The following is a 24,357-nucleotide window of genomic DNA, read 5'->3' as shown; positions in this document are numbered from 1 at the left end:
GCGGGAGCGTCGGCGCACGGAACCGGCGCGGCGCGGGGTGCCCTCATGGTCGCCCCGCGCCGCGCCGGGAATCATCTGAGTCCGCAGGACCCGATTATTGCGAGCAGGTCACCTCGGTGCGGTAGATCTGCATGTCGCCGCCTGCGGCGTGCGGGGTCACGCACTTCGTGTGGGCGATGTACATGACCTGCTGGTACAACGGCTGCAGCACCTGGTCTGCGAGCACCCCGTCCTCCGCCTTCTGCCACAGCGCATCGGCCTGCTTCTCGTCCCCGGCGGCGAGCGCCTGCTTGACCTGGTCGGCCGCCGTGGGGTTGTCGTACTTCAGCCGGTAGTTGGCGTCGACGAAGATCGACGCGATCCACTCCGAGGCACGCGGGAAGGAGGAGCCCCAGAGCTGGATGCTCGGACCGTCCAGCCCATACTTGTTGATCGTGTCGGAGAGCGTGGCCGCGGGCACCGGCTTGGGCTCGACGTCGAGGCCGATCTCCTTCGCGGAATTGGAGATCGCCAGGGCGGTCGCCGCATCGGTCGTGCTGCTGGAGGCGTAGTTCAGCGGGATGGAGCCGGTGAACCCGGCCTTGGCCAGCAAGGCCTTCGCCGCGTCGGGGTCGTACGTGCAGTACTGCCCGCAAGCGCCCTCACGATAGGCCGAGACCGAGTTCGGCATGAGCGAAGTAGCAGGCAGGGTCGCACCCTTGAAGAGGTCCTTCGAGATGCTCTCCCGGTTCACGATCATCGAGAACGCCTGCCGCACCTCGACCGGATACGTCGCGTCCAGATACGTCGGCCACGCGATGTACGTCTGCAGCGTGTTGCGGTCGATCGCCGTCAGCCCCTCCTTGCCGAGCGCGTTGCGGCCCTGCGCGATGAGGCCGGGCGGCAGGCTGCGCAGCACATCCGCGTTGCCTGCCACGACATCCTGATAGGCCGTGTTCGTGTCGGTGTAGACGCGGAAGGTGAGCGTGTCGGCCGCGCCCTTCGGCACCCATCCCTTGTACTCCGGGTCCTTCGTCAGCACCGCCTCGACCTGAGGATCGAGCGACTTCAGCGTGTACACGCCGTTGCCGATCGGCTTCTTGTCGTAGGCGACCGGATCCTTGAACGCGCTCTCGGGCATCGGACAGAACGAGAGCATCGACAGGAGATAGGGCACGTCGTTGTTCGGCGACTTCATCGTCAGCGTGAACGTGTCGTCGTCCACGAGCTTGAGCCCGGACAGCGCGGTGCCCGTCGGCTCGCCCTCGGCGGGGTTCAGCTCGTCATACCCCTGGATCTGCTCGTATGCGAAGTTGGACGGCATCGCGTTGGCGCCGTTCGCGACGAAGTCGAACGTGTCGACGTAGGTCTTCGCGTCGATCTTCGTGCCGTCCGAGAAGGTATGCCCCTTCGCGACCTTCACGGTCCAGGTGGTCTGGTCCTTGCTCTCGACGGACGCGGCGCCGCGCATGAAGATCGACCCATCGTCCGCGATGCCGGTGAGTGGCTCGCAGATCGCCATGGCGATCTGACTCCCGGCGTTCTGCGCGCCGGTGATGCGCTGGATCTCGCCGTTGTTCACCGCCACCAGCGAGGTCTTGCCGTCTGCGCCGCCGGAGGGCTGGCCGAGACACCCGGTCAGCGTCGTCGCGCAGGCCGCGGCGGCGACGATGCCCACCGCGATGCGCTTCGTCAGTCTGGTCATGGTTCTGTCCTTTCGGAGGGGGTGGAGATGGTGTAGACGGCGCCCACACGGGAGCGGCTCACCTCGGCCGCGAGATGGCAGGCGGAGCGATGCCGCGCGGGCTCGCCGGGAACCGGAACGAGTGCGGGGATCTCCGTCGCGCACCGCTCGATGGCCGTGTAGCAGCGGGTGTGGAACGGGCAACCGGGCGGCGGATCGATCGGAGACGGCGGGTCGCCTTCGAGCACGACCCGGTCGAGCCGCTCATCGGGTCCGAGTTTGCGCGGGATCGCGGAGAGCAGCGCCCTCGTGTACGGATGCGCCGTGCGGTCGTACACGTCGTCGCCATCGCCGGATTCCACGACCTTGCCGAGGTACATCGTCACGATCCGATCCGACATGTGCTGCACGACGTCGAGGTCGTGCGCGATGAAGACCATCGACAGTCCCAGCTCGCGCTTGAGACGGTTCAGCAGGTTGAGCACCTGCGCGCGGACGGAGATGTCCAGGGCCGAGACCGGCTCGTCGCAGACGAGAAGCCGGGGCTCCACGGCGAGCGCGCGCGCGATGCCGACCCGCTGCAGCTGACCGCCCGAGAACTCATGCGGATAGCGCTGGGCATGGTCCGGGTTCAGCCCGACCTGCGCGAGCAGCTCTCGCACCCGTCCGTCGATACGCGACGCGGGAAGCAGCCGGTGCGTCTCGATGCCCTCTGCGATGGACTGGCCGATCGAGCGTCGCGGATCGAGCGAGGCATGGGGATCCTGAAACACCATCTGCACCTCGCGATGCAGGATCCGCGCCCTCTCCGCCGGACGCATCGCGACGACGTCGGTGCCGTTCCAGCGAACCGCTCCTTCGCTCGGCGCCTCCAGCCCGCAGATGATCCGGGCCAGGGTGGATTTGCCGCAGCCGGACTCACCGACCAGGCCGACTGTCTCCCCCGGGTCCACCCGGAAGTCGACCCCGTCCACCGCACGGACGGGCGAGTGCCCTGCCGCAGCGAACATCGTCTTCTTCTGCCGGTAGTGCCGGCGGACGCCCTCAAGCTCCAACAGGGACATCGGAGAGCACCTCCTCGAGATGGTGGCACGCGGCGGCGCGGCCCGATGCGAAGGCCACGAGCGGCGGATCGATCGACGCGCACTCCGCGGTCGCGTAGACGCAACGCGGGTTGAAGCTGCACCCCGGCGGACGGCGGGCGATGTCGGGCGGAAGGCCGGGGATCGTCGGCAGGTCCTGACCACGGTGCGCCGCTCCCGGGATCGAGCCGAGCAGGCCACGGGTGTACGGGTGCGCCGGCCGATCGAAGACCTCGTCGATCGGCCCGTACTCGGCCACCCGCCCCGCATACATCACGAGCGCGCGGTCGGCGAGCTGGCCCGCCACCCCCAGATCGTGCGTGATCATCATCAGCGCCATGTGCCGCTCCGCGGTGACCTCGGCGAGAAGCTCGAGGATCTGCGCCTGCACGGTGGCGTCCAGGGCGGTGGTCGGCTCGTCGGCGATGAGGACGTCCGGGTCGAGCGCGAGAGCCATCGCGATCATGATGCGCTGGCGCATGCCGCCGGAGAACTGGAACGGGTAGTCATCCGCACGGTTCGCGGCGTCGGGGATGCGCACGGCCCGCATCATCTCGATCGCGCGTTCCTTCGCCTCACGGCGCCCCAGCCCTCGATGCACCCGGTAAAGCTCGGCGATCTGCGTCGACACGGTCTGCACCGGGTTGAGCGCGCTCAGCGCATCCTGGAACACCATCGCGATACGCGCGCCCTGCACGGAGCGCAGACGGGCGGCGGAAAGGGAGAGCAGGTCCGTGCCGTCGAAGCGGATCCGACCCCCGGTCACCACTGCGGCGGGCTTCGGCAGGATCCCCATCACCGCCTTGGCCGTGATGCTCTTGCCGGAGCCGGACTCACCCAGCACCGCGAGCGTCTCACCGCGGTCGAGTGTGAAGCTCACGTCCTGCAGCGCCGTGATCGGTGCGGTGCCGCGGGATCCGCGGAATTCCAGAGAGAGGCTCTGCACCTCGAGCAGCGCGGTCATCGGCGGCCCTTCGGGTCGAGGGCATCGCGCAGGTTCTCGCCGAGAACGACGAAGGCCAGCGTGGTGAGCCCCAGCATGGTCGCGGGGAACAGCATCAGGAGTGGGGCGATCTGCCAGTTGCCGTCCTGGCTGGCGGTCGCGATCTGCAGTCCCCACGAGAACGCGGGCAGCTTGAGGCCGACGCCAAGGATGGAGAACCCCGCCTCGGCGGTCATGCCCGCGCCGATCGAGAGCGTGCTCATCACGATGAGCGGGGTCACCGCGTTCGGCACGACGTGGGCGCGCAGGATCCGCCACGGACCGACACCCAGACCCCGCGCCGCCTGGATGTATTCGAGGCTCTTGACCTGCAGCACCGAGCCGCGCATGTACCGCATCGTCCCTGCCCAGCTGAACAGCACGAGCACGAAGACGATCGTCCAGACCGTGCGGGAGCGGAACTGATACAGGATGACGAGGCTCGCGATCCCGACGGGGATGCCCAGGATGACGTTCGAGATCCAGGACAGCACGGAGTCGACCACGCCGCCGAAGTAGCCGGCGAGCGCGCCCGCCACGAGTGCGATCGTGAAGCTGATCACGGCGGTGAGCACCCCGACCTCCAAGGACGTGCGCGCGCCGTAGACGATGTTCGTCCAGTAGTCGCAGCCCTGGATGTCGAAGCCCATGATGTGGCCCGGCTGCGGACCCACCCGCGACATCGCGAGGCTGCAGGAGCGCGGATCCAGGGGCGTGAACAGCGCGGGGAAGAGCGCCATCGAGGTCACCACGAGGATGATCGCGACCGCGACGAGGAAGAACGGCTTCCGCCAGAGCGCGTGCAGGCCGCTGCGCGGGCGGGCGCGACGCATGCGCGCGGTGAGCAGCGCCATCGTGGATTCGCGCGCTGCAGGATCAGACATGACGCACCCTCGGGTCGATGATCGGATACAGCAGGTCGACGGCGAGCGCGCAGACCAGGTAGAAGAGCAGCAGGAACACCGAGACCCCGACCACCACCGGCCCGTTCTGCGTCTCGATGGCACGGGACAGGGTGCCGCCGAGGCCGGGCAGGTTGAAGATGGTCTCGATGAGCACGGATCCGCCGAGCAGGCTCGCCAGGCTCAGGCCGAGATAGGTGACGACGGGCATGAACGCGTTGCGCAGGGCATGCACCCACATGATCCGCCGTGGCGGGAGTCCCTTCGCGGTCGCGGTCACGATGAAGTCAGACCGCAGCACGTCGACGAGGCTCGTGCGCGTCAGCCGCGCGAGCGGCGAAGCGGTCTCCAGCGCCAGCACGACCGCCGGCAGGATGAAGGCGATCGGGAACCCGAGCCGCACCCCGGATATCGGCAGCCAATGCAGCTTTATGCCGAAGACGTACTGCGAGAAGTAGGCGATGATGAAGCCGGGCACGGCCAGGAAGAAGATCGTGAAGAAGAGGTTGAACTTGTCCGGCAGCCTGCCCTGGCGCAGCCCCGCCCAGACACCCAGGCACACCCCGATGGCGATCTTCAGCAGGAACGCGGACAGTGCCAGCACGAGAGTGTAGGGCAGTGCCGTCGCGATGAGAGTGGACACCGCGTTGCCGTTGAAGTCACGGCCGAAGTCGCCGTGCAGCACATTCATCAGGTACTTGCCGTACTGCACGAGGAACGGATCGTCCAGGTTGTACTGGGCGCGGATCGAGGCGATCGTCGAGGGCGACAGTCGCTTCTCCCCCGCGAGCGCCAGTACCGGATCCCCTGGGACGAGGAAGACGAGGAAGTACACCAGGAAGGTCGAGCCGATGAGGGTGGGGATCATCAGCAGGATCCGCCGCAGGCTGTACCGGAGCATCAGTGCCTCGCGGACTCGCGTGCCGGCTGGTGGGCCGTGAAGTAGGCGATCATCTCGTCGGGCACAGCGGGGATCTGCTGCGGCTGGGACCCGGATCGGATGGAGAGGGCGCCGGCGACCCCGGCGGCGACGGCGTCGCGGGCCGCGAGCGGGTTCGTGTCGGTCGGGGTGCCGGAGCGCACGAACTCGACGAACTCGGCCACGGTGAGGGGATCCGCTCCCCCGTGCCCGCCGTCGCCGCCGTCCTGGATCGGATAGCGGACATGCCCCTTCTCGAGGTAGTCGCTGCGCGCGTTCCACACCCGGATCTCACCGCCGGTGCCGTCGTCGAAGTTCTCGATCCGCCCCTCGGTGCCGATCACCGTGTAGTTGCGCCAGTAGTCCGGGGTGAAATGGCACTGCTGATAGCTCATCAGCACCCCCGAGTCGGTGCGCATCATGATCATCGAGATGTCCTCGACATCGATCACCGGGTTGAGATCCTGCTGGGCGAGCGGCGGCCAGTTCGCCATCGAGAACCAGTCGCCCATCCGCCGGTCCGAGTTGTCCCGACGCGAATCCACCTGCCCGTAGACGGCGAGGTCCCCGACGCCGACCACCGTGCGCGACGATGTGCCGGCCAGCCAGTGCATGACGTCGATGTCGTGGGCGCCCTTCTGCAGAAGCAGGCTCATCGCCTTGTCGCGCTCCGCATGCCAGTCCTTGAAGTAGTAGTCGCCGCCGTGGCCGACGAAGTGACGGCACCAGATCGCCTTGACCTCGCCGATCTCGCCACGGTCGATGACGTCCTTCATCATCCGGACCACCCGCATGTGCCGCATGTTGTGGCCCACGTAGAGCTTCGATCCCGTGCGATATGCGGTCTCCAGGATCCGGTCCGCATCCTCGATCGAGATCGCGAGCGGCTTCTCCACGTAGACCGGCACGCCGCCCTCGAGCAGTTCGATCGACACCTCGGCGTGCGTGAAGTCAGGCGAGGTGATGAACGCTCCGTCGATCGCGATCCCCGAGGCGAGCAGGTCGGCGACAGAGGCGAACACCGGGATGTCGCCGAACAGCCTGGCCGCCCTCGCGTGCGTCTGCGGAGCAGGATCCACCGCCGCGACCACCGTGCCGCCCGCTGCCTCGACGTGCAGGGCCACGCCCGCACGTGCACCGACGCCGATCACCGCCGCCCGGAAGGCGGTGGTCTGCCCTGCTGCGTCCTGTTGCGCCATGTCATCCCTCTCGTTGCTGGTTGTGATGGCCGGGGCGGTCACGCCCTCGAAGCCGTAGATACCTGCGGCGTGTCGCTGGAACGCGAGCCCGAGGGCGCCGATCGCCGCGGCGTCGACGCCGAGTTCACCTCCGCGGATGAGACGCGTGCCGGTGTCGATCCCCATGACGGCGGTGCGCACGTTCTCCTCGAGCGGAGCCGCGATGAGGTCCGCGAACTCGGCGAGCTCCCCGCCGAGCACGATCACCTCGGGGTCGACGGTCAGGATCAGCGCCGCCATCGCCGGCGACATCGCCGCGCTCAGGCTGCGCAGCGCCTCGAGCCCGCGGGGGTCGGCCGGGTCGTCGCGCAGGCGGCGCAGCTCAGCGCCGACGGCGGGAACGGCCTCGAGCAGAGTTCCCTTCGGGATCTCCACATCGCTGAACGCGCGGAGCATGCCGACCTCTCCGGCGCGCCCGCGACGGCCACGCACGACGTGTCCCGCCGCCGTGACCCGGGCGGAGACGTGGTGCCAGGTGAGCGCGTAGACGCCCGTGTCGGCGTCGCGGAGCGCGCCGGAGCGCGACTCCGCCTCTGCCGCGAGGGCGAGGTCGTTGTCCACGACGACCGGGATCCCGAACGCCTCGCTGAGCAGCGTCCCGAGGTGGGTGCCGTGCCAGGAGGCGACCTGAGGCGAGGAGATCACGATGCCGTCTTCGTCGAGGAGGCCGGCAGCGGCCACGCCGATCGCAGCGACGTCCGACAGCCGGCGGCCGGCGCGCTCCAGGGTCTGGACGAGAAGGGCGCGCAATGGGGCGAGACCGGGCTGAGCGGTCGTGGGCGGGGCGATCTCCGAGCTCTGCACGCCGAGGATTCGGCCGGAGCGGTCGGCGACCAGCATCCGCACTCCGCTGCGGGTCAGATCGACACCGATGACGACCTGAGCTCCGAGGATCAGGGAATACGAGCGGGCCGGGCGCCCTGCGGACGCGCGGGCCTCGTGCTCGACCACGAGCCCTGCGTCCTTGAGCTCGGCGAGCGCCGCGGTGACCGTCGGCCGAGACAGGCCCGTGGACTCCGCGAGGTCCGAGATGGTGGCGCCGTCGTGCTCACGCAGCGCGGTCAGGCACTGGGCGACGAGGCGTGGATCAGTCGTGGACATCATGGACCTTTCGGAACCAACTTGATAAGCATTACGAAAGTGCTTTCGTCATTGATATCCGACGAGTTCGCGTCGTGTCAAGGCAATCCACCCTGACTCGGGATCCGACTCCTAGGCTCGGAGCATGACGGTCGAGACCAACCCGCTGCTCACCCCCTCCGCCCTCCCCTACGCGCTGCCCGACTACGGACGGATCCGTGCGGAGCACTATCTCCCCGCATTCCGGCGGGGTTTCGAGGAGCATCTCGCCGAGGTCCGCCGGATCACGATGGTGCGGTCCATGCCGACTTTCGAGAACACGATGGTCGCGCTGGAGCGCAGCGGAGAGCTGTTGGACCGGGCCTCGCACGCGTTCTACACCGTGAGCTCCGCCGATGCGACGGCGGAGATCCAGGCGATCGACGAGGAGCTCGCGCCGCTGATGGCGGCTCACCAGGATGCGATCCTGCTCGACTCCGCGCTGTACTGGCGCATCTCGCAGCTGCACGATCAGATCGACGCGCTGTCCCTGGATCCCGAGCAGCACCGTCTCGTCGAGCGCTGGCATCGTGAGATGACCTTGGCCGGAGCCGCACTCGACGACGATGCGAAAGCCCGACTCACCGAGCTGAACCAGCGGATCTCCGCACTCAGCACCGCATTCGAGCGAAACCTGCTCGCCGACACGAACGAGCTGGCCGTGCTGTTCGACGACGCCACCGAGCTCGACGGACTGAGCGCGGGAGAGCTGTCAGCCGCGGCCCGAGCCGCCACCGAGCGCGGGCTCGAGGGCAAGCATCTGCTCACCCTCCCGCTCTTCACCGGCCACCCGGCGCTGGCGGCCCTCACGAACCGCGAGAGCCGCCGCCGCATCATGGAGGCATCGCACGCGCGTGGAGCCCGCGGCGGCGAGCACGACAACCGCGGCGTCCTCGCCGAGATCGTGCGTCTCCGCGCCGAACGCGCGGACCTGCTCGGCTACCCCTCCCACGCGGCCGCCGTGACCGCTGACGAGACCGCGGGTACTCCTGAGGCCGTCGAGCGCATGCTGCGCGACCTCGCCGCACCGGCCGCGCGCAACGCGACGGCGGAGCGAGCGGCCCTGCAACGCCTCATCGACGAGACCGAGTCCGAGCCGTTCCCCCTGGAGGCGCACGACTGGGCCTTCTACACCGAGAAGCTGCGCACCGCGCAGTACGAGATCGACACCGCGGCGCTGCGCCCATGGTTCGAGTCGGAGAGCGTTCTGCGCGACGGCGTGTTCGCCGCCGCCGGCCGGCTGTACGGGCTCTCGTTCACCGAGCGCCCTGAGCTGCCCGTCTACCACCCGGGCGCGCGCACGTTCGAGGTGTTCCAGGAGGACGGACCGGCGCTCGGGCTCTTCGTGCTGGATCTGTACACGCGCGACAGCAAGCGCGGCGGCGCGTGGATGAATCCGATCGTCAGCCAATCCGCGCTGCGCGGCACGTTGCCCGTCGTCGCGAACAACCTCAACGTGGCGAAGCCCGCCGACGGGGAGCCGACGCTGCTCACGCTGGACGAGGTCAACACCCTGTTCCACGAGTTCGGCCACGCACTGCACGGGCTCTTCTCCGACGTCACGTACCCGCACTTCTCCGGCACCAACGTGTTCCGCGACTTCGTCGAATTCCCCAGTCAGGTCAACGAGATGTGGATGCTCTGGCCGGAGATCGTCGGCGAATACGCACGGCATCACGAGACCGGCGAGCCGCTCCCGGTCGGTCTCGTCGAGCGCCTGCAGGCCACGGAGACCTTCAACCAGGGCTTCGAGACCAGCGAATACCTCGCCGCGGCCTGGCTCGACCAGGCGCTGCACGCGCTGGCTGTGGGCGACTCGATCGATGACGTCGCAGCGTTCGAGGCTGCGGCTCTCGCAGACATCGAGCTGAACGATCCGGCCGTGCCCACCAGATACTCCTCGGCGTACTTCGCACACGTGTTCTCCGGCGGCTACAGCGCCGGCTACTACTCGTACATCTGGAGCGAAGTGCTCGATGCCGACACCGTGGAGTGGTTCCGCGACAATGGAGGGCTGACCAGGGAGAACGGGGAGCGCTTCCGACGGCGCCTGCTGGGTGTTGGCGGGTCGAAGGATCCGCTCGAGGCCTACCGCGACTTCCGCGGCCGCGATGCGGAGATCGCGCCGCTGCTCAAGCGCCGCGGGCTGGATCGCTGACGGCAGCGCTGTCGGCGGAACGCTCCGGCGCTCTGCCGACAGCGCGGCTCAGGCGCTCTTGCGCTTGCGTGCCAGCACCAGCGTGGGCGGCGCGCCTTCGTCGACCGCGGCGCGGGTCACGACGACCTTCTGCACGTCCTCCTCGGACGGGATCTCGAACATGATCGGTCCGAGCACATCCTCCAGGATCGCCCGGAGCCCGCGCGCGCCGGTCTTGCGCAGCACGGCGAGGTCAGCGATCGACTGCAGAGCATCGTCCTCGAACTCCAGCTCCACCCCGTCGAGCTGGAACATGCGCTGGTACTGCTTGACCAGTGCGTTGCGCGGCCCGGTGAGGATGTCAATGAGGGCAGCCTGGTCGAGCGGCGAGACCGAGGCGACGACCGGCAGCCGGCCGATGAACTCGGGGATGAGACCGAACTTGTGCAGATCCTCCGGGAGCACCTCGCTGAACAGATCGAGATCCTTGCCCTTGTCATGCAGCGGGGCGCCGAATCCGACGCCATGCTTGCCGACGCGGGAGGAGACGATGTCCTCGAGACCCGCGAAGGCCCCGGCGACGATGAACAACACGTTCGTGGTGTCGATCTGCAGGAACTCCTGGTGCGGGTGCTTGCGACCGCCCTGCGGCGGCACCGACGCGACCGTGCCCTCGAGGATCTTCAGCAGCGCCTGCTGCACGCCCTCACCCGAGACGTCGCGAGTGATCGACGGGTTCTCGGCCTTGCGCGCGATCTTGTCGATCTCGTCGATGTAGATGATGCCCTGCTCAGCGCGCTTGACGTCGTAGTCCGCGGCCTGGATCAGTTTGAGCAGGATGTTCTCCACATCCTCACCGACGTAGCCCGCCTCGGTGAGCGCGGTGGCGTCGGCGACCGCGAACGGCACGTTCAGTCGCTTCGCAAGGGTCTGCGCGAGGTAGGTCTTGCCGCAGCCGGTCGGGCCGATCATCAAGATGTTGCTCTTGGCGATCTCGATGTCTTCGGCCTTCTGCTCCGCCGGCTGCAGTGTGCCACGGGCTCGAACCCGCTTGTAGTGGTTGTAGACCGCCACCGCGAGCGCCTTCTTGGCCGGCTCTTGACCTACCACGTACTCCTCGAGGAAGGAGAAGATCTCTCGAGGCTTGGGCAGATCGAACTCGGCGACCTCGCCGTTCGCGGATTCGGCCATGCGCTCTTCGATGATCTCGTTGCAGAGCTCGACGCACTCGTCGCAGATGTACACGCCGGGACCGGCAATGAGCTGCTGAACCTGCTTTTGACTCTTGCCGCAGAACGAGCACTTGAACAGGTCGGCGCTCTCACCGATGCGTGCCATGTGCGTCCTCCTTCGAGACGTGGTCCGCGGTCGCCTCCGTGCTGTCACGACGGCGATCACGGCGTGGGAACACCGTGCGGCGATGCCGCTGTTCGAGCCTAACCTCAACATCCGACAACGGGTCGCATCGCCACGGATTCCGGCGATCCGACCGGTCCGCGCTCGGCGAACGGCCCGAATATGACGACACGCCCTCGCAGAGCGTCACCGCAAGCGGTCGACGTCCTGCCGGGGTGAGGCACCGAACTGCCGGCGGTACTCGCGGCTGAACTGCGATGCGCTCTCGTAGCCGACGGCGAAGGCGGCGCCGCCGACGTCGCCGGGGTGGGCGAGCAGCCGCAGCCGCGCTTCCTGCAGCCGGATCTGCTTCTGGTACTGGATCGGGCTCAGCGCGGTGACGGCCTGGAATGCTCGATGGAAGGCCGAGGGGCTCATGCTCGCGAGCCGGGCGAGCTCCTCGACGCGCATCGGCTCCGCATAGTGCTCGCGGATCCAGCCGACCACTCGGCGCACCCGGTTGAGCCCGCTGTCCGCGAGGCCGAGCTGGCGCACCGTCGCGCCGTGCTCCCCGGAGATCAGCAACCACAGGATCTCGCGCTCGATCAGCGGTGCGAGCACGGGCAGGTCATCCGGCGTGTCGAGCAGCCGCAGCATGCGAACGGCAGCGTCGAGGAGCCGCGGCGACACCGTGCCCACTGCGATGGCCGGGGCGGCGCGCGCGGCACCCACGGGGCGGAGCGACTCCGCCGCCTCGGGTGTGAGCAGCAGTTCGGCGATGGCCTCGGGACGCAGCTCCAGTCCGAATCCGAGCGCGGGCTGCTCGGGGGTGGCGTCGGTGAACTGCCCCGAGACGGGCAGGTCGACCGAGGCGACCAGGAACTGGCCGGGACCATAGTCGTGCACGGCATCGCCGACCGTCATCCGCTTGGAGCCCTGAGCGACCACGGCCAGGACGGTCCCCGTCGAGGATTCATCCGGCGACCCGGTCCCGTCCTTGCGCGACACGAGCACTGAAGGGATGGCCGTCCGGTGCACCCCGAGTGCCGCGTGCCGTCCGATCAGAGTCCGCAACTCCTCGAGATCCATGCCCCGATTGAAGCACGCGCCTCGGGGCGATGCACCGAATCCTGCCGCGCTGGAGAGGATCGGGCAAGACCGCGGGAGCTTCGCTCTAACACCGTCGACCCGGGTCCCGGTTGAGTGTGAGTATGACGAGCAAAGCGCAGGTCCTCTCCCGCGGTCGCCACCCCGGCGCCGACGTCCGCGATCAGACGGGCGAGACACCCGTGGTCATGAACGGGGCCGCTCGGCGAGCAGGCCGGAGTGGGAGATGATCCGGTGATCGGGTCCGCGGCAAGGCTCACCGCCGTGCCCACGCACGAAGGGGATCGCGTCACGACGCTGGAGCTGTTCTTCGACCTCGCGTTCGTGTTCGCGTTCACGCAGCTCAGCCGACTCATGGCCGAGCATCATGACCTCATCGGCGTGGTACAGGCGATGACGATCCTCGCACTGCTGTGGTGGACCTGGAACTCCTACGGCTGGCTCGCCAACCTCGCACACGCCGACCGCGGCTGGGTGGGCGCCGTCATGCTGGCGGCCATGGGCTCGGTCGTCGTCGTGGGCGTGACCGCCATGCACGCCTATCGCGCCCTCGAGGACGACCTGTTCGCACCGTTCGTGTTCCTCGGCGCCTATCTCGCGGCCCGGATCATCCATGCGGTCTCGTTCGCGGCCGTGTCGACGCCCGAGCTGCGTCGGCAGGCGTTCACGACCTCGGCCCTCGCCATCATCCCGTCGGGGGCGCTGCTCGTCGCGGGCGCATTCCTCGGCGGCGGCTGGCAGGTTGGCCTCTGGGCGGCTGCGGCGGCAGTCGAGCCGGTGGTCACGCAGCGGATGAGCGCAAGCGCGGACTGGCGGGTCGGTTCGACCGCGCACTTCACCGAGCGGCACGGGCTGATCGTGATCCTGGCGATCGGCGAGTCGATCATCGCGATCGGCACGGGCGTCGCATCCGTGCCGATGAGCGGCGGGATCCTGGCCGGGATCGCGCTCGCGCTCACGATCGCCGCTGCTCTCTGGTGGGCCTATTTCCGGCAGCTCGCGGAGGAGGCTGAGCAGGCACTCATCGCTCGTGCCGCACCGGAGCGGGCGCACACCGCCCGCGACGGCTACACCTACCTGCACCTCGCGATCGTGGCGAGCATCGTGGTGACGGCGCTCGGCGTCGAGGAGTCGCTCGCACGCATCGCCTCGCACGAGCCGCTCGGCTGGCTCGCCGCTTCGGCGCTCGCGGTCGGCCTCGCCGGCTATCTCGGTTCGACGGCGTGGTTCTCCCGGATGGTGGCGAGCCGGGCAAGGCCGTTCCGTGCGTTCCTCGGCGCGGGCGTTGCCGCGACCGCACCTCTGCTCGCGACGCTGACCGCCGTGCCGGCGCTCGGCACCGCGGCCGGCTTGCTTGTCGCGGGCCTCATCGCGGAAGCGCTGGTCGGACGACGCGGTGCTCGCACCCGTTCGACCACGAGCGGTTGATCCGTTCCCGGCTGGGCACCGCCGCCAGACGCCTGAAGGGCCGAGCGCGGCGCGCTCGGTCCTTCAGCGACTCGGCTCAGACCATGCTCTTCGGGTGCCAGACCGTCTTCACCTCGGTGAAGGCCGCGATCCGCTGCGGGGAGGCGACCACCTCACCCGGAGCGAGCACGCGCTTGAGCGTGTCGGCGGCGGTGATCTGCAGGTCGACCCAGTCGATTGCGCCGGCGCCGGCGAGATCGAGGGCGTTGACGTCGGCATGCGACGCGAGCCACGGCGCGAGTTCGGCCGGGGATCCGGTGAGCACGTTCACCACGCCGCCGGGAAGGTCGCTCGTCGCCAGCACCTCGGCGAGGCTGATCGCCGAGAGCGGGTACCGCTCGCTCGCCACGACGACCACGGCGTTGCCTGCGACGAGCGCCGGCGCGACGACGGAGACGAGACCCAACAGCGCGTTCTCCTGCGGCGCGACGATCGCGACGACGCCGGTCGGCTCCGGGGCGGAGATGTTGAAGTAGGCGCCCGCGACCGGGTTCAGGTTGCCGGCGACCTGGGCGTACTTGTCGCACCAGCCCGCGTACCAGACCCAGAGGTCGATGGCCTCGTCGACCTGTGCTCCTGCGGAGGCTGCCGACACGCCCTGCTGTGCCACGATCTCGTCGACGAACTGCGCCTTGCGCCCCTCGAGCACCTCGGCCACGCGGTACAGCACCTGTCCCCGGTTGTACGCGGTGGCCTTCGCCCAGCCCGCCTGCGCGGTGCGCGCGGCCTTCACCGCGTCACGCGCATCCTTGCGCGAAGCCTGGGCGGCATTCGCCAGGAACGCGCCCTTCGAAGTGGTGACCTCATAGGTGCGTCCCGATTCGCTGCGCGGGAACGCGCCGCCGATCGCGAGCTTGTATGTCTTGGGCACCGTCAGTCGCGCGCTCATGCCGCGGATCCCTTCTTCTGCGCCCTGGCCTCGATCTGGCGGGCGACCCCTGCCGGACGCAGGTACGCGGTCAGGCCCTGCTTGCCGCCCTCGCGGCCGTAGCCGGACTCCTTGTAACCGCCGAACGGGCTGGACGGGTCGAATCGGTTGAACGTGTTCGCCCACACCACGCCGGCGCGGAGGCGGTCGGCGACGGCGAGGATCCGGGCTCCCTTGTCGCTCCAGATCCCTGCGGAGAGACCGTAAGGAGTGTTGTTCGCCTTCGCGATCGCCTCGGCCGGTGTGCGGAAGGTGAGCACCGACAGCACGGGGCCGAACACCTCCTCGCGGGCGATGCGATGCGACGCCTCGACGCCGGTGAAGATCGTCGGAGCGAACCAGAAGCCCTTCTCGGGGATCACGCAGTCGGCGGTCCAGCGCTCGGCGCCCTCGTCCTCGCCGACCTGGCTGAGCTCCCTGATGCGGGCGAGCTGCTCGGCCGAGTTGATGGCGCCGATGTCGGTGTTCTTGTCGAGCGGGTCGCCGAGACGCAGCGTCGACAGGCGGGACTTCAGCCGGTCGATGACCTCGTCGTGGATCGATTCCTGCACGAGCAGGCGGCTGCCGGCGCAGCACACGTGGCCCTGGTTGAAGAAGATGCCGTTGACGATCCCCTCGACCGCCTGGTCGATCGGGGCGTCGTCGAACACGATGTTGGCGGCCTTGCCGCCGAGTTCGAGCGTCAGCGCCTTGCCCGTGCCCGCCACCGTGCGGGCGATCTCGCGGCCCACGGCGGTGGACCCCGTGAAGGCGACCTTGTCGACGTCGGGGTGGCGCACCAGCGCTGCGCCGGTCGCCCCGGCACCCGTGATGATGTTCACCACACCGGCCGGAAGGTCGGCCTGCTGCAGGATCTCGGCGAAGATCAGCGCCGTGAGCGACGTCGTCTCAGCGGGCTTCAGCACAACCGTGTTGCCGGCAGCCAGGGCCGGGGCGACCTTCCAGGCGAGCATAAGCAGCGGGAAGTTCCACGGGATGACCTGCCCCGCGACACCGTGCGCCGCCGGGTCAGGTCCTGCGCCGGCGTAGTCCAGCTTGTCCGCCCAGCCCGCGTAGTAGAAGAACCAGGAGGCGACGAGCGGCACATCGACGTCGCGGGCCTCCTTGATCGGCTTGCCGTTGTCGAGGCTCTCGGCGACAGCGAGCTCGCGGGCGCGCTCCTGTACGAGCCGCGCGATGCGGAACAGGTACTTGCCCCGGTCGCGGCCGCTCATCTTCGACCACACCTTGGTGTAGGCGCGACGTGCAGCGGCGACAGCGAGGTCCACGTCCTCATCCGACGCGTGCGCGATCGTCGCGATGCGCGACTCGTCGGCGGGCGAGATCGTGCCGAACGAGGCGCCGCGCCCCTCGACGAACTCGCCGTCGATGAAGAGCCCGTACTCGTCCTTCAGGTTGAGGATGCTCCGCGACTCGGGCGCGGGCGCGTATTCCAGGAATCCCATGCGTGGTCCTCCGTCAGTCGATCGTGACGTAGTCGGGGCCGGAGTAGTGGCCGGTGGTCAGCTTCTGCCGCTGCAGCAGCACGTCGTTGAGCAGGCTCGACGCACCGAAGCGGAACAGGTGCGGCTGCAGCCACTCCTCCCCCACGGTCTCGGCGACGTGCACCAGGTACTTCACCGCGTCCTTCGAGGAGCGGATCCCGCCGGCGGGCTTGACGCCGATCTTCTCGCCGGTGAGCCGGTGCCAGTCGCGCACGGCTTCGAGCATGAGCAGCGTGACGGGCAGTGTGGCCGCCGGGGCGACCTTGCCGGTCGAGGTCTTGATGAAATCGCCGCCGGCCAGCATGCCCAGCCACGACGCGCGCCTGATGTTGTCGTAGGTGTTCAGCTCGCCGGTCTCGAGGATGATCTTCAGCGAAGCGGAGGTGCCGTCCTCCCGGCGGCAGGCGTCCTTGACGGCCACGATCTGATCGAACACCTGGCCGTAGCGGCCGGCGAGGAAAGCGCCTCGGTCGATGACCATGTCGATCTCGTCCGCGCCGGCCTCGACCGCGTCACGGGTGTCAGCGAGCTTCACCCCGAGCGATGCACGGCCGCTCGGGAACGCGGTCGCGACGGCCGCGACCGAGATGCCGCCGTCGTCGGGGTCGCCATGCCGGGCACCGAGCGCCTCGACCGCGTACGGCACCATGTCGCCGTAGACGCACACCGCCGCGACCGACGGGCAAGTCGGATCCGAGGCATCGGGCAGCTTGGCTTTGGAGACCAGCGAGCGCACCTTGCCCGGGGTGTCCGCGCCCTCCAGAGTCGTGAGGTCGATGAGCCGCACGATCGTGTCGAGAGCCCACGCCTTCGACGTCGTCTTGATGGAGCGCGTCCCGAGCGCGGCGGAGCGCTGCTCCAGGCCCACTGCATCCACTCCGGGCAGGCCGTGCAGGAATCGGCGCAGCGTGAGGTCGTCGGGGTCGCCGCCGAGCACCTCCAGCGCGGTGCGCCGTGCGAGTTCGGTCGTCGTCACTGGTCCTCCAAGAGGGTCCGGGCGGTCGCCTCGTCGGTGACCACCATCGTGCACAGGTTCGCGGTCACGACCGTGCGGGCGATGTCGTGCTTCGCCTCTCCGGCCGTGACGAAGACAGAGGTGCGCGCCTCACGCAGCCGCTCCAGGCTGAGCCCGACCGTGCGGGCATCGAGCTCAGGATCGACGATGTTGCCGTCCGCATCGATGTAGCGGCCCAGCACGTCGCCGACCGCGCCGCGCCGGCCCAGTTCGTCGATGTCCCGGACGCTCAGATAGCCGTTGTCGACGTGGGCGGATCCGGCGTCGCAGACGCCCGCGGTGAAGAGGTAGGCGTCGGCCTGGGCGGCCTGCTCGAGCACGCCGGCGACGGTGCGATCGCGCTCGATGGCCTGCTTGGTCTCCAGCCGCTCCAGGATCGCGGGGCTGGGCAGCAGTGCGACATGCCCCGAGGCGCGCTGCGCGATCGTGGCCGCGAGCGAGGCGGCGCCTCCCGGGCGGCGGTTCACGCTCACGCCGCCGTTCATCTGCACCACGGTCACGCCACGGGCCCACCCCTCGGCCATGCGGTCGGCGATCGCAGTCAGCGTCCGCCCCCAGCTCACGGCGAGCGTCTTCGGCACGGGCCGGAGCGCCGCGAGGTGATCTGCGGCGCCCTGCGCGACGCGTGCGAGCGTCTCGGCGTCGCTCGGGCCGTTCGGGACCACGACGGCGTCGGCAAGCCCGAAGCGCTCGCGCAACTCTCGCTCGATGCCGAGCTTGCGAGCGCGCGGATGCACGATCTCGATCCGCACGATGCCGTCGATCCGTGCCTGCTGAAGGAGCCGCCCGACCTTCCAGCGCGAGATGCCCAGCAGGCCACCGATCTCGTCCTGCGTCTTGTCCTCGTCGTAATACAGCTCCGCCACACGAACGGCGAGCAGCTCGTCGTCGTCGATGGCAGATCGGGGCATTCTCCGAGGGTACCCTCCGCCACGCGCACGCGCACGTCATTGCTCATATGAGCACGGTGCGTCACTCACTCGCGCAACGGGCGGAGACGTGAAAGGGCGGCCCGGAATCGGTTCCGGACCGCCCTTTCACGGGATGTCAGCAGGTCAGCTCAGCGCCTGGCGCTTGCGGCTCGTGAGCACCTGGTCGACGATGCCGTACTCCTTGGCCTGCTCGGCGGAGAGGATGTTGTCGCGATCGATGTCGCGGTTCACCTTCTCGACCGGCTGACCGGTGTGCTTGGCCATGGTCTCCTCGAGCCACGTGCGCATGCGCAGGATCTCCGCGGCCTGGATCTCGATGTCCGACGCCTGTCCCTGACCGGCCTCGCCCATGGCGGGCTGGTGCATCAGCACGCGGGCGTTCGGCAGCGCGAGACGCTTGCCCGGCGCGCCTGCGGCGAGCAGGACCGAGGCGGCCGAAGCGGCCTGACCGAGCACGACGGTCTGGATCTGCGGCGCGACGTACTGCATCGTGTCGTAGATCGCGGTCATCGCCGTGAAGGATCCGCCGGGCGAGTTGATGTACATCGTGATGTCGCGCTCGGAGTCCTGGCTCTCCAGGACCAGCAGCTGCGCCATCACGTCATCGGCGGATGCGTCGTCGACCTGCACGCCGAGGAAGATCACGCGATCCTCGAACAGCTTGTTGTACGGGTCCTGGCGCTTGAAGCCGTAGGCGGTGCGCTCCTCGAACTGAGGGAGGACGTAGCGGCTCGAGGGCAGAGTGCCGGCGGACCGGAACGTGGGTGTGTACATGAGTGTCCTCTCCAGCCTTACTTGTCCGCGCCCGTGCCGCCGCCGCCGTGCACGTCACTGGCGTGCTCGCGCATGTGGTCGACGAATCCGTATTCGAGAGCCTCGGAGGCGGTGAACCAGCGGTCGCGGTCGCCATCCTCGTTGATCTGCTCCACCGTCTTGCCGGTCTGCGACGCGGTGATCTCGGCGAGGCGCTGCTTCATCGACAGGATGAGCTGCGCCTGCGTCTGGATGTCGCTGGACGTGCCGCCGAAGCCGCCGTGCGGCTGGTGCAGCAGCACCCGCGCGTTCGGCGTGATGTAGCGCTTGCCCTTGGTGCCGCTGGTGAGCAGCAGTTGCCCCATCGAGGCCGCCATGCCGATGCCGACCGTGACGATGTCGTTCGGCACGAACTGCATCGTGTCGTAGATCGCCATGCCGGCGGTGATGGAGCCGCCGGGCGAGTTGATGTAGAGGTAGATGTCCTTCTCGGGGTCCTCTGCGGCGAGAAGGAGGATCTTGGCGCAGATCTCGTTGGCGTTCTCGTCCCGCACCTCGGATCCCAGCCAGATGATGCGATCCTTGAGCAGCCTGTCAAAGACGCTCGTCGCGACCAGGGGTTCAGCCATTTCAGCTCCTGTTTCCGTGTTCGGTGTTTCGAATCTACCGGCGACAACGCACGCGCCCGGCCGTGTTCGCCGTCGGCATATCAGGCGTCGTCGCCTGCGATCTCGTGGGCATAGGCGGTCATCGACCGGTGGTAGCGAGGCATGTGCGGCACGAGCGCCAGGACCGCGACCCCGAGCCCGCGTTCCGGCTGTCCGGCGCTGGCGAGAGCGAGCGCATGCATGGCGGCGATCGCGTCGCGGTAGATCGAGTCCGGGTGCGCCGCGTGCTCGGACTCGATGAGCTCGAGGGCGCCCCGCACGTCGCCGAGGTTGCGCAGCGAGCTGGCGAGCTGGATCGTCGCCTGGGCGCGTCGATCGTCGTCGAGACCGAGCTCGAGGGCACGCCGGTACAGCGGCACGGCTTCGTCAGGCAGCCCCGCGGAATCGCGCGCTCCGGCGCGCTCGAACGCGGCCTCAGCGTCGTCCGGCCCGCGCTCGGCGGCGATCGCGTCGATCCTCGCGATCACCTCTTCGTCGACGAGGCCGCCTGCGGCGGCGTCCCAGACAGCGTCGATCCGCTCCTGCCAGTCCTTCATCTCTGTCCTCGCGTCTTCTCGGGATGCGAAGAGGGCGGGTGCGTGGTGCACCCGCCCTCTTCCGGATCATGGATCCGATGATTACTCGGCGTCAGCGGCCTTCTCGGCGGCCTTCTTGGCCGGAGCCTTGCGGGCGGCCGGCTTCTTCGCGGCGGGCTTCTCCTCGGCGGCGGGAGCCTCATCGGCGTCCGCGACCTTGGCGGGAGCCTTCTTCGCGGGTGCCTTCTTGGCCGGTGCCTTCTTGGCCGGCTTCTCCTCGACCGGAGCCTCGGCGGCGTCCTCGGCCTCGTCCTCGGTGGCCACGAAACCGGTCAGATCCACGGCCTTGCCGTTGGAGTCGACCACGGTGACCTTGCCGAGCGCGACTGCGAGGGCCTTGTTGCGGGCGACCTCGCCGACCAGCACAGGCAGCTGGTTCTGGGACTGCAGCGCCTCGACGAACTCCTGCGGAGCCATGCCGTACTGCGCGGCGGACTGGATCAGGTACTGGCTGAGCTCGTCCTGCGAGACCTGCACATTGGCGCTCTCGGCGATGGAGTCGAGCAGCACCTGGGTGCGGAACTGCTTGGTGCTCGCCTCGGTGACCTCGGCGCGGTGCTCGTCGTCCTCCAGGCGGCCTTCGCCCTCGAGGTGGTTGTGCACCTCGTCCTCGATGAGCTGCGGCGGGACGGGGATGTCGATCTGCTCGAGCAGCGTCTCGACGAGCTTGTCGCGTGCGGCGGAGGCCTGCGTGAACACGCCCTGCTGCTCGACCGACTCGCGCAGGCTGTCGCGCAGCTCGGCGATCGTGTCGAACTCGCTCGCGATCTGCGCGAAGTCGTCGTCAGCCTCGGGCAGCTCACGCTCCTTGACGGCCTTGACCGTGACGGAGACCTCGGCCTCCTCGCCGGCGTGGTCGCCGCCGACGAGCTTCGAGCGGAACGTGGTGTCCTCACCGGCGGTGAGGGAGTCGATCGCGTCGTCGATGCCCTCGAGCAGCTCGCCGGAACCGACCTCGTAGGAGACGCCCTCCGCGCGGTCGATCTCGGCGCCGTCGATCGCGGCGACGAGGTCGAGCTCGACGAAGTCGCCGGCCTTCGCGGGACGGTCGACCGGCACCAGGGTGCCGAAGCGGGCGCGCAGGCGGTCGAGCTCTGCATCCAGGGCGGCGTCATCGGCCTCGACGGCGTCGACGGTCACGGTGATGCCGTCGAGCGAGGGGACCTCGATCTCGGGACGGACATCGACCTCGACCTCGACCTTGAGGTCGCCGGAGAAGTCCTTCTCGTTCGGCCACTCGATGACCTCGGCCGAGGGGCGGCCGACGATACGGAGGTTGTGCTCGAGCGACGCCTCGCGGAAGAAGGTGTCCAGGCCCTCGTTGACGGCGTGCTCGATGACCGCGCCACGACCGACGCGCTGGTCGATGATCGGCGCGGGCACCTTGCCCTTGCGGAAGCCGGGGATCTGCACGTCCTGAGCAATGTGCTCGTACGCGTGCGCGATGCTGGGCTTGAGGTCCTCGGGGGTGACCGTGATGTGCAGCTTGACCCGGGTCGGGGCAAGCTTCTCGACGGTGCTGTTCGCCATGCTGGTGTGTCTCCTTGTGAATGTCCCGCGCGGAGATCCACGCGAGTGCGACGTGTGTGAACGTCGGGGCGACAGGATTTGAACCTGCGACCTCCCGCTCCCAAAGCGGGCGCTCTACCAAGCTGAGCTACGCCCCGGTTAGGACCCGCGCGCGCGGGAACGGCCTCCACGAGTCTAACGGACCAGAGCACCCCCGCCGGTCAGGTATGCTCGTGGGAGTCCGCGGTGTTGTTGCGCGGGCCGGTTCCCTCGCTCGTCGAGGGATCCGGGGCTGTAGCTTAGTGGTAAAGCCTCTGTCTTCCAAACAGATGATGCGAGTTCGATTCTCGTCAGCCCCTCCACTTCTCCCTACTCCTGCAAGGGATCTCAGGCGGATCCCGATCCGACGATCGCCGGGAAGCGCTCGATCCGCGACGGCAGGCTCATCTTCTCCCGTTCGCGGCGTAGAGTTCGCTGCGTCGAAGGGAGCGGGCATGGAGATCACCCCCGCGCGCATCACGGCACTCCAGCCGGACCAGGTGTTCGTCTTCGGCTCGAACGCCGAGGGCCTTCATGGCGGCGGCGCCGCCCTGATCGCGTACGAGCGGTTCGGCGCGGCGTGGGGTGAAGGGCACGGTCATCACGGCCAGACCTATGCCATCGACACCATGAGCGGGCTCGAGGTCCTCGCCGCAGAAGCACAGGGGTTCGTCGCATACGCGACCGCTCACCCTGCCCTGCGTTTCCTGCTCACCCCGGTCGGATGCGGGATCGCGGGCTACAGGCCCGATCAAGTCGCGCCGTCGTTCGCCGGCCTGCCTGACAATGTGTCGGTGCCGGCGAGCTTCGTCGCCTTCCTCTGAGGTCGCGGCGCCGAGCAGCCTCGACCGCATGCGTCCGAGCGGGCCCGGCTTGGCCGATCTGCATGAGAGGATGTCCGCACCTGCGACGACATCGAGCCGCCGCACGCCGCATCGCCTGGCCCCTCGGCCCCGAACGACAGGACCGTGATGGAAGAGCCCCGCCCTCCGCGCGGCGACGACGCCCCGTCGCACGTCGATGATGCTCCATCCCTGATCGGCGCGGTCCCGCCGTACCTCGACGGCGCCTCGCCGCTGGGCACGAGCGCCTCCGACCCCGAGACGGGCACAGACGACACCGACGCGACGCAGACCGCTCCCACCGACCCCGACGCCCGTCGTCGCCGGCGGCGCCGCGTCCTGGCCTGGGTGCTGCCTCCCGCGGTCGCCGTGCTGATGCTGGGCGCGTTGGCCGCCCTCGAGCTCACGGCATGGCAGAGCTTCGACCACGAGAGCACCTCGCTGAGCAAGGCACTCGACGATCAGGACGAGGTCACGCGCCAGGTCCAGTCCGCCCTCTCAGGTTCGCGCAGCGTGACCGACGCGGCGACCGCCGTCCTCGCCGTTGCGGACGGCGGGCTGCTCACCGCCGAGGACCGCACAATGCTCACCGACGTCACCCATCAGTCCACCGAGCAGTCCAGGGCCGCCTCAGCGCTGATCCCCGGCAGTCGCCCTCGTGCGGGCACACGGAAGTTCTGGTTCTGGGAGGTCAACACCGACACCGCACGACTCGAGAGGCTCGATGCGAGCGCCCGCGACCGGGCGAAGAAGCTCAGCGCCGCCGAGGGGCCGCTGCGGACCGCCACCGAAGCAACCCGCACCACGGCGTCGACCGCGCTCGCGGCGGCGGCGGGTCGCGCTGCAGCCGCGGAGGCCGCGAACGTGCCCGCCGACAACGACGCCGTGCTCGACCTCCGCTACGCCGTCGACCAGGTCAAGCAGCGCGCGTCGCCGTTCCAGCCCCGGGTGTCCGCGGACTACACAGCCCTCGCTCAAGCCGTGCAGAAGCTGCAGGAGTCGCACGCCGCCACGCTCGCCAGCGAATCCGGGCCGCTCGAGCAGTCCCGCCTCGACCTGGAGGCGTTCGCCCGGTCTCTCGCCCCGGGCCTCCTCTTGGACTTCGAATGGGCCGACCTCATCAACGGCCTGGGGGAATCCAACGGTTACCTCTCCGGGGAGACCGCCTGGTGGTACGACAGGGGCGGATACGCGACCATCCGGCTGTCGAACTCGATCGCCCAGGAATGGCCGAGCGACGCCGCCCACGCGATCGTCGCCCACGAGGTCGGGCACGCCATCACGATCCGCTGCCGCACGATGTACGACACGACGAACGATCAGACGGCGGAGGCCTGGGCCACCGCGTGGGCGATCAGCATGGGCTTCACGTCCGACGCCAACGGCACCTCCGCCTACGGCTCTCCCCCCGATTCACTGATCCAGACCGCAGCCGGCTGCCGGTGAACCCGGCGCGCCTCGTCGTCCACACCGTCCGAAGTCGCCCGGACACGACGAGAGCCCCTGCCGAAGTGAACTGGTCCCCAGTAGTTGGACTGGCCGATTGAGAGCTTAGGGTTAAGCGGCGAGGGCCTGGGTCCGGTATTGCACCGGGCTCAGGCCCTTGAGCGTTGAGTGGGCCCGTTCGGCGTTGAACCAGTCGATGTAGGTGTCGATCGCGG

General features: G+C 68.8%; 21 protein-coding genes and 2 tRNA genes. 5 read left to right on the top strand and 18 right to left on the bottom strand.

All coding sequences use genetic code 11. The features are described from left to right. Window positions 1–94 precede the first annotated feature (94 nt). Genes AB4078_RS01640 through AB4078_RS01615 form a run of 6 tightly spaced genes read right to left on the bottom strand, consistent with a single transcriptional unit; the run spans window position 95 to window position 7,887 of the window. Window positions 95–1,684 (bottom strand): ABC transporter substrate-binding protein, encoded by a 1,590-nt coding sequence (locus AB4078_RS01640; protein WP_441975715.1) that lies wholly within the window; start codon window positions 1,682–1,684, stop codon window positions 95–97. Continuing rightward, window positions 1,681–2,727 (bottom strand): ABC transporter ATP-binding protein, encoded by a 1,047-nt coding sequence (locus tag AB4078_RS01635; protein ID WP_441975714.1) that lies wholly within the window; start codon window positions 2,725–2,727, stop codon window positions 1,681–1,683. Before AB4078_RS01635 ends, AB4078_RS01640 begins: the two co-directional genes overlap by 4 nt. Next, on the bottom strand, window positions 2,708–3,709 hold the full coding sequence (locus tag AB4078_RS01630) for an ABC transporter ATP-binding protein (RefSeq protein WP_441975713.1): 1,002 nt from the start codon (window positions 3,707–3,709) through the stop codon (window positions 2,708–2,710). The genes AB4078_RS01635 and AB4078_RS01630 overlap by 20 nt, the downstream gene beginning before the upstream one ends. Continuing rightward, window positions 3,706–4,611, bottom strand: coding sequence for an ABC transporter permease (locus tag AB4078_RS01625; protein ID WP_441975712.1), 906 nt, complete (start codon window positions 4,609–4,611; stop codon window positions 3,706–3,708). Before AB4078_RS01625 ends, AB4078_RS01630 begins: the two co-directional genes overlap by 4 nt. Beyond that, the gene (locus AB4078_RS01620) at window positions 4,604–5,530 is read right to left on the bottom strand and encodes an ABC transporter permease (protein ID WP_441975711.1); all 927 of its coding nucleotides are present in this window, start codon (window positions 5,528–5,530) and stop codon (window positions 4,604–4,606) included. The genes AB4078_RS01625 and AB4078_RS01620 overlap by 8 nt, the downstream gene beginning before the upstream one ends. Next, window positions 5,530–7,887 carry an ROK family protein gene (locus AB4078_RS01615; RefSeq protein WP_441975710.1) on the bottom strand — a complete coding sequence of 786 codons (2,358 nt, stop codon included), beginning with the start codon at window positions 7,885–7,887 and terminating at the stop codon, window positions 5,530–5,532. Before AB4078_RS01615 ends, AB4078_RS01620 begins: the two co-directional genes overlap by 1 nt. A 124-nt stretch (window positions 7,888–8,011) precedes the next feature. Here AB4078_RS01615 and AB4078_RS01610 point away from each other — a divergent pair, with 124 nt between their 5' ends. Continuing rightward, window positions 8,012–10,063 carry a M3 family metallopeptidase gene (locus AB4078_RS01610; protein ID WP_441975709.1) on the top strand — a complete coding sequence of 684 codons (2,052 nt, stop codon included), beginning with the start codon at window positions 8,012–8,014 and terminating at the stop codon, window positions 10,061–10,063. A gap of 48 nt (window positions 10,064–10,111) precedes the next feature. Here the strand turns inward: AB4078_RS01610 and clpX are convergent, their stop codons facing one another. Further along, on the bottom strand, window positions 10,112–11,380 hold the full coding sequence (gene clpX, locus AB4078_RS01605) for an ATP-dependent Clp protease ATP-binding subunit ClpX (protein WP_440731507.1): 1,269 nt from the start codon (window positions 11,378–11,380) through the stop codon (window positions 10,112–10,114). A gap of 204 nt (window positions 11,381–11,584) precedes the next feature. After that, window positions 11,585–12,466, bottom strand: a complete 882-nt coding sequence (locus AB4078_RS01600) for an AraC family transcriptional regulator N-terminal domain-containing protein (protein WP_441975708.1) — start codon at window positions 12,464–12,466, stop codon at window positions 11,585–11,587. Window positions 12,467–12,748: 282 nt separating this feature from the next. Between AB4078_RS01600 and AB4078_RS01595 the strand changes: the two genes are divergently transcribed. Then, window positions 12,749–13,912: a low temperature requirement protein A gene (locus tag AB4078_RS01595; protein ID WP_441975707.1), complete on the top strand. Its 1,164-nt coding sequence runs from the start codon at window positions 12,749–12,751 to the stop codon at window positions 13,910–13,912. Between the two features lie 76 nt (window positions 13,913–13,988). Here the strand turns inward: AB4078_RS01595 and AB4078_RS01590 are convergent, their stop codons facing one another. The 9 genes from AB4078_RS01590 to AB4078_RS01550 form a co-directional block, all read right to left on the bottom strand. Next, window positions 13,989–14,840 carry an aldehyde dehydrogenase family protein gene (locus AB4078_RS01590; protein ID WP_441975706.1) on the bottom strand — a complete coding sequence of 284 codons (852 nt, stop codon included), beginning with the start codon at window positions 14,838–14,840 and terminating at the stop codon, window positions 13,989–13,991. Next, a complete protein-coding gene (locus tag AB4078_RS01585) occupies window positions 14,837–16,324 on the bottom strand; it encodes an aldehyde dehydrogenase family protein (protein ID WP_441975705.1) in 1,488 nt (495 codons plus the stop codon). Before AB4078_RS01585 ends, AB4078_RS01590 begins: the two co-directional genes overlap by 4 nt. A gap of 13 nt (window positions 16,325–16,337) precedes the next feature. Further along, on the bottom strand, window positions 16,338–17,306 hold the full coding sequence (deoC, locus tag AB4078_RS01580; protein WP_441975955.1) for a deoxyribose-phosphate aldolase: 969 nt from the start codon (window positions 17,304–17,306) through the stop codon (window positions 16,338–16,340). Between the two features lie 29 nt (window positions 17,307–17,335). Next, window positions 17,336–18,289 (bottom strand): sugar-binding transcriptional regulator, encoded by a 954-nt coding sequence (locus tag AB4078_RS01575; RefSeq protein ID WP_440731501.1) that lies wholly within the window; start codon window positions 18,287–18,289, stop codon window positions 17,336–17,338. A gap of 144 nt (window positions 18,290–18,433) precedes the next feature. Further along, window positions 18,434–19,084 carry an ATP-dependent Clp protease proteolytic subunit gene (locus tag AB4078_RS01570; RefSeq protein ID WP_440731500.1) on the bottom strand — a complete coding sequence of 217 codons (651 nt, stop codon included), beginning with the start codon at window positions 19,082–19,084 and terminating at the stop codon, window positions 18,434–18,436. Between the two features lie 17 nt (window positions 19,085–19,101). Then, window positions 19,102–19,692, bottom strand: a complete 591-nt coding sequence (locus tag AB4078_RS01565) for an ATP-dependent Clp protease proteolytic subunit (protein ID WP_440731499.1) — start codon at window positions 19,690–19,692, stop codon at window positions 19,102–19,104. Window positions 19,693–19,772: 80 nt separating this feature from the next. Continuing rightward, on the bottom strand, window positions 19,773–20,267 hold the full coding sequence (locus AB4078_RS01560; RefSeq protein ID WP_440731498.1) for a tetratricopeptide repeat protein: 495 nt from the start codon (window positions 20,265–20,267) through the stop codon (window positions 19,773–19,775). A gap of 81 nt (window positions 20,268–20,348) precedes the next feature. Beyond that, a complete protein-coding gene (gene tig, locus AB4078_RS01555; RefSeq protein WP_441975704.1) occupies window positions 20,349–21,836 on the bottom strand; it encodes a trigger factor in 1,488 nt (495 codons plus the stop codon). A gap of 63 nt (window positions 21,837–21,899) precedes the next feature. Next, a tRNA-Pro gene (locus AB4078_RS01550) sits at window positions 21,900–21,973 on the bottom strand. 130 nt (window positions 21,974–22,103) lie between these two features. Between AB4078_RS01550 and AB4078_RS01545 the strand changes: the two genes are divergently transcribed. The 3 genes from AB4078_RS01545 (at window position 22,104) to AB4078_RS01535 (ending at window position 24,142) form a co-directional block, all read left to right on the top strand. Next, window positions 22,104–22,177: transfer RNA gene (locus tag AB4078_RS01545), tRNA-Gly, on the top strand. Between the two features lie 132 nt (window positions 22,178–22,309). Further along, a complete protein-coding gene (locus AB4078_RS01540) occupies window positions 22,310–22,678 on the top strand; it encodes an A1S_2505 family phage non-structural protein (protein ID WP_440731496.1) in 369 nt (122 codons plus the stop codon). Between the two features lie 144 nt (window positions 22,679–22,822). Continuing rightward, window positions 22,823–24,142 (top strand): hypothetical protein, encoded by a 1,320-nt coding sequence (locus tag AB4078_RS01535; RefSeq protein ID WP_441975703.1) that lies wholly within the window; start codon window positions 22,823–22,825, stop codon window positions 24,140–24,142. 111 nt (window positions 24,143–24,253) lie between these two features. Here the strand turns inward: AB4078_RS01535 and AB4078_RS01530 are convergent. Then, the coding region (locus tag AB4078_RS01530) for an IS3 family transposase (RefSeq protein ID WP_441975954.1) at window positions 24,254–24,357 on the bottom strand (104 nt) is incomplete at its 5' end.

The organism is Microbacterium sp. 2MCAF23 (assembly GCF_052115565.1).
In the GTDB taxonomy this organism is placed as follows: domain Bacteria; phylum Actinomycetota; class Actinomycetes; order Actinomycetales; family Microbacteriaceae; genus Microbacterium.
This window is presented reverse-complemented; position numbering and strand designations above follow the sequence as displayed.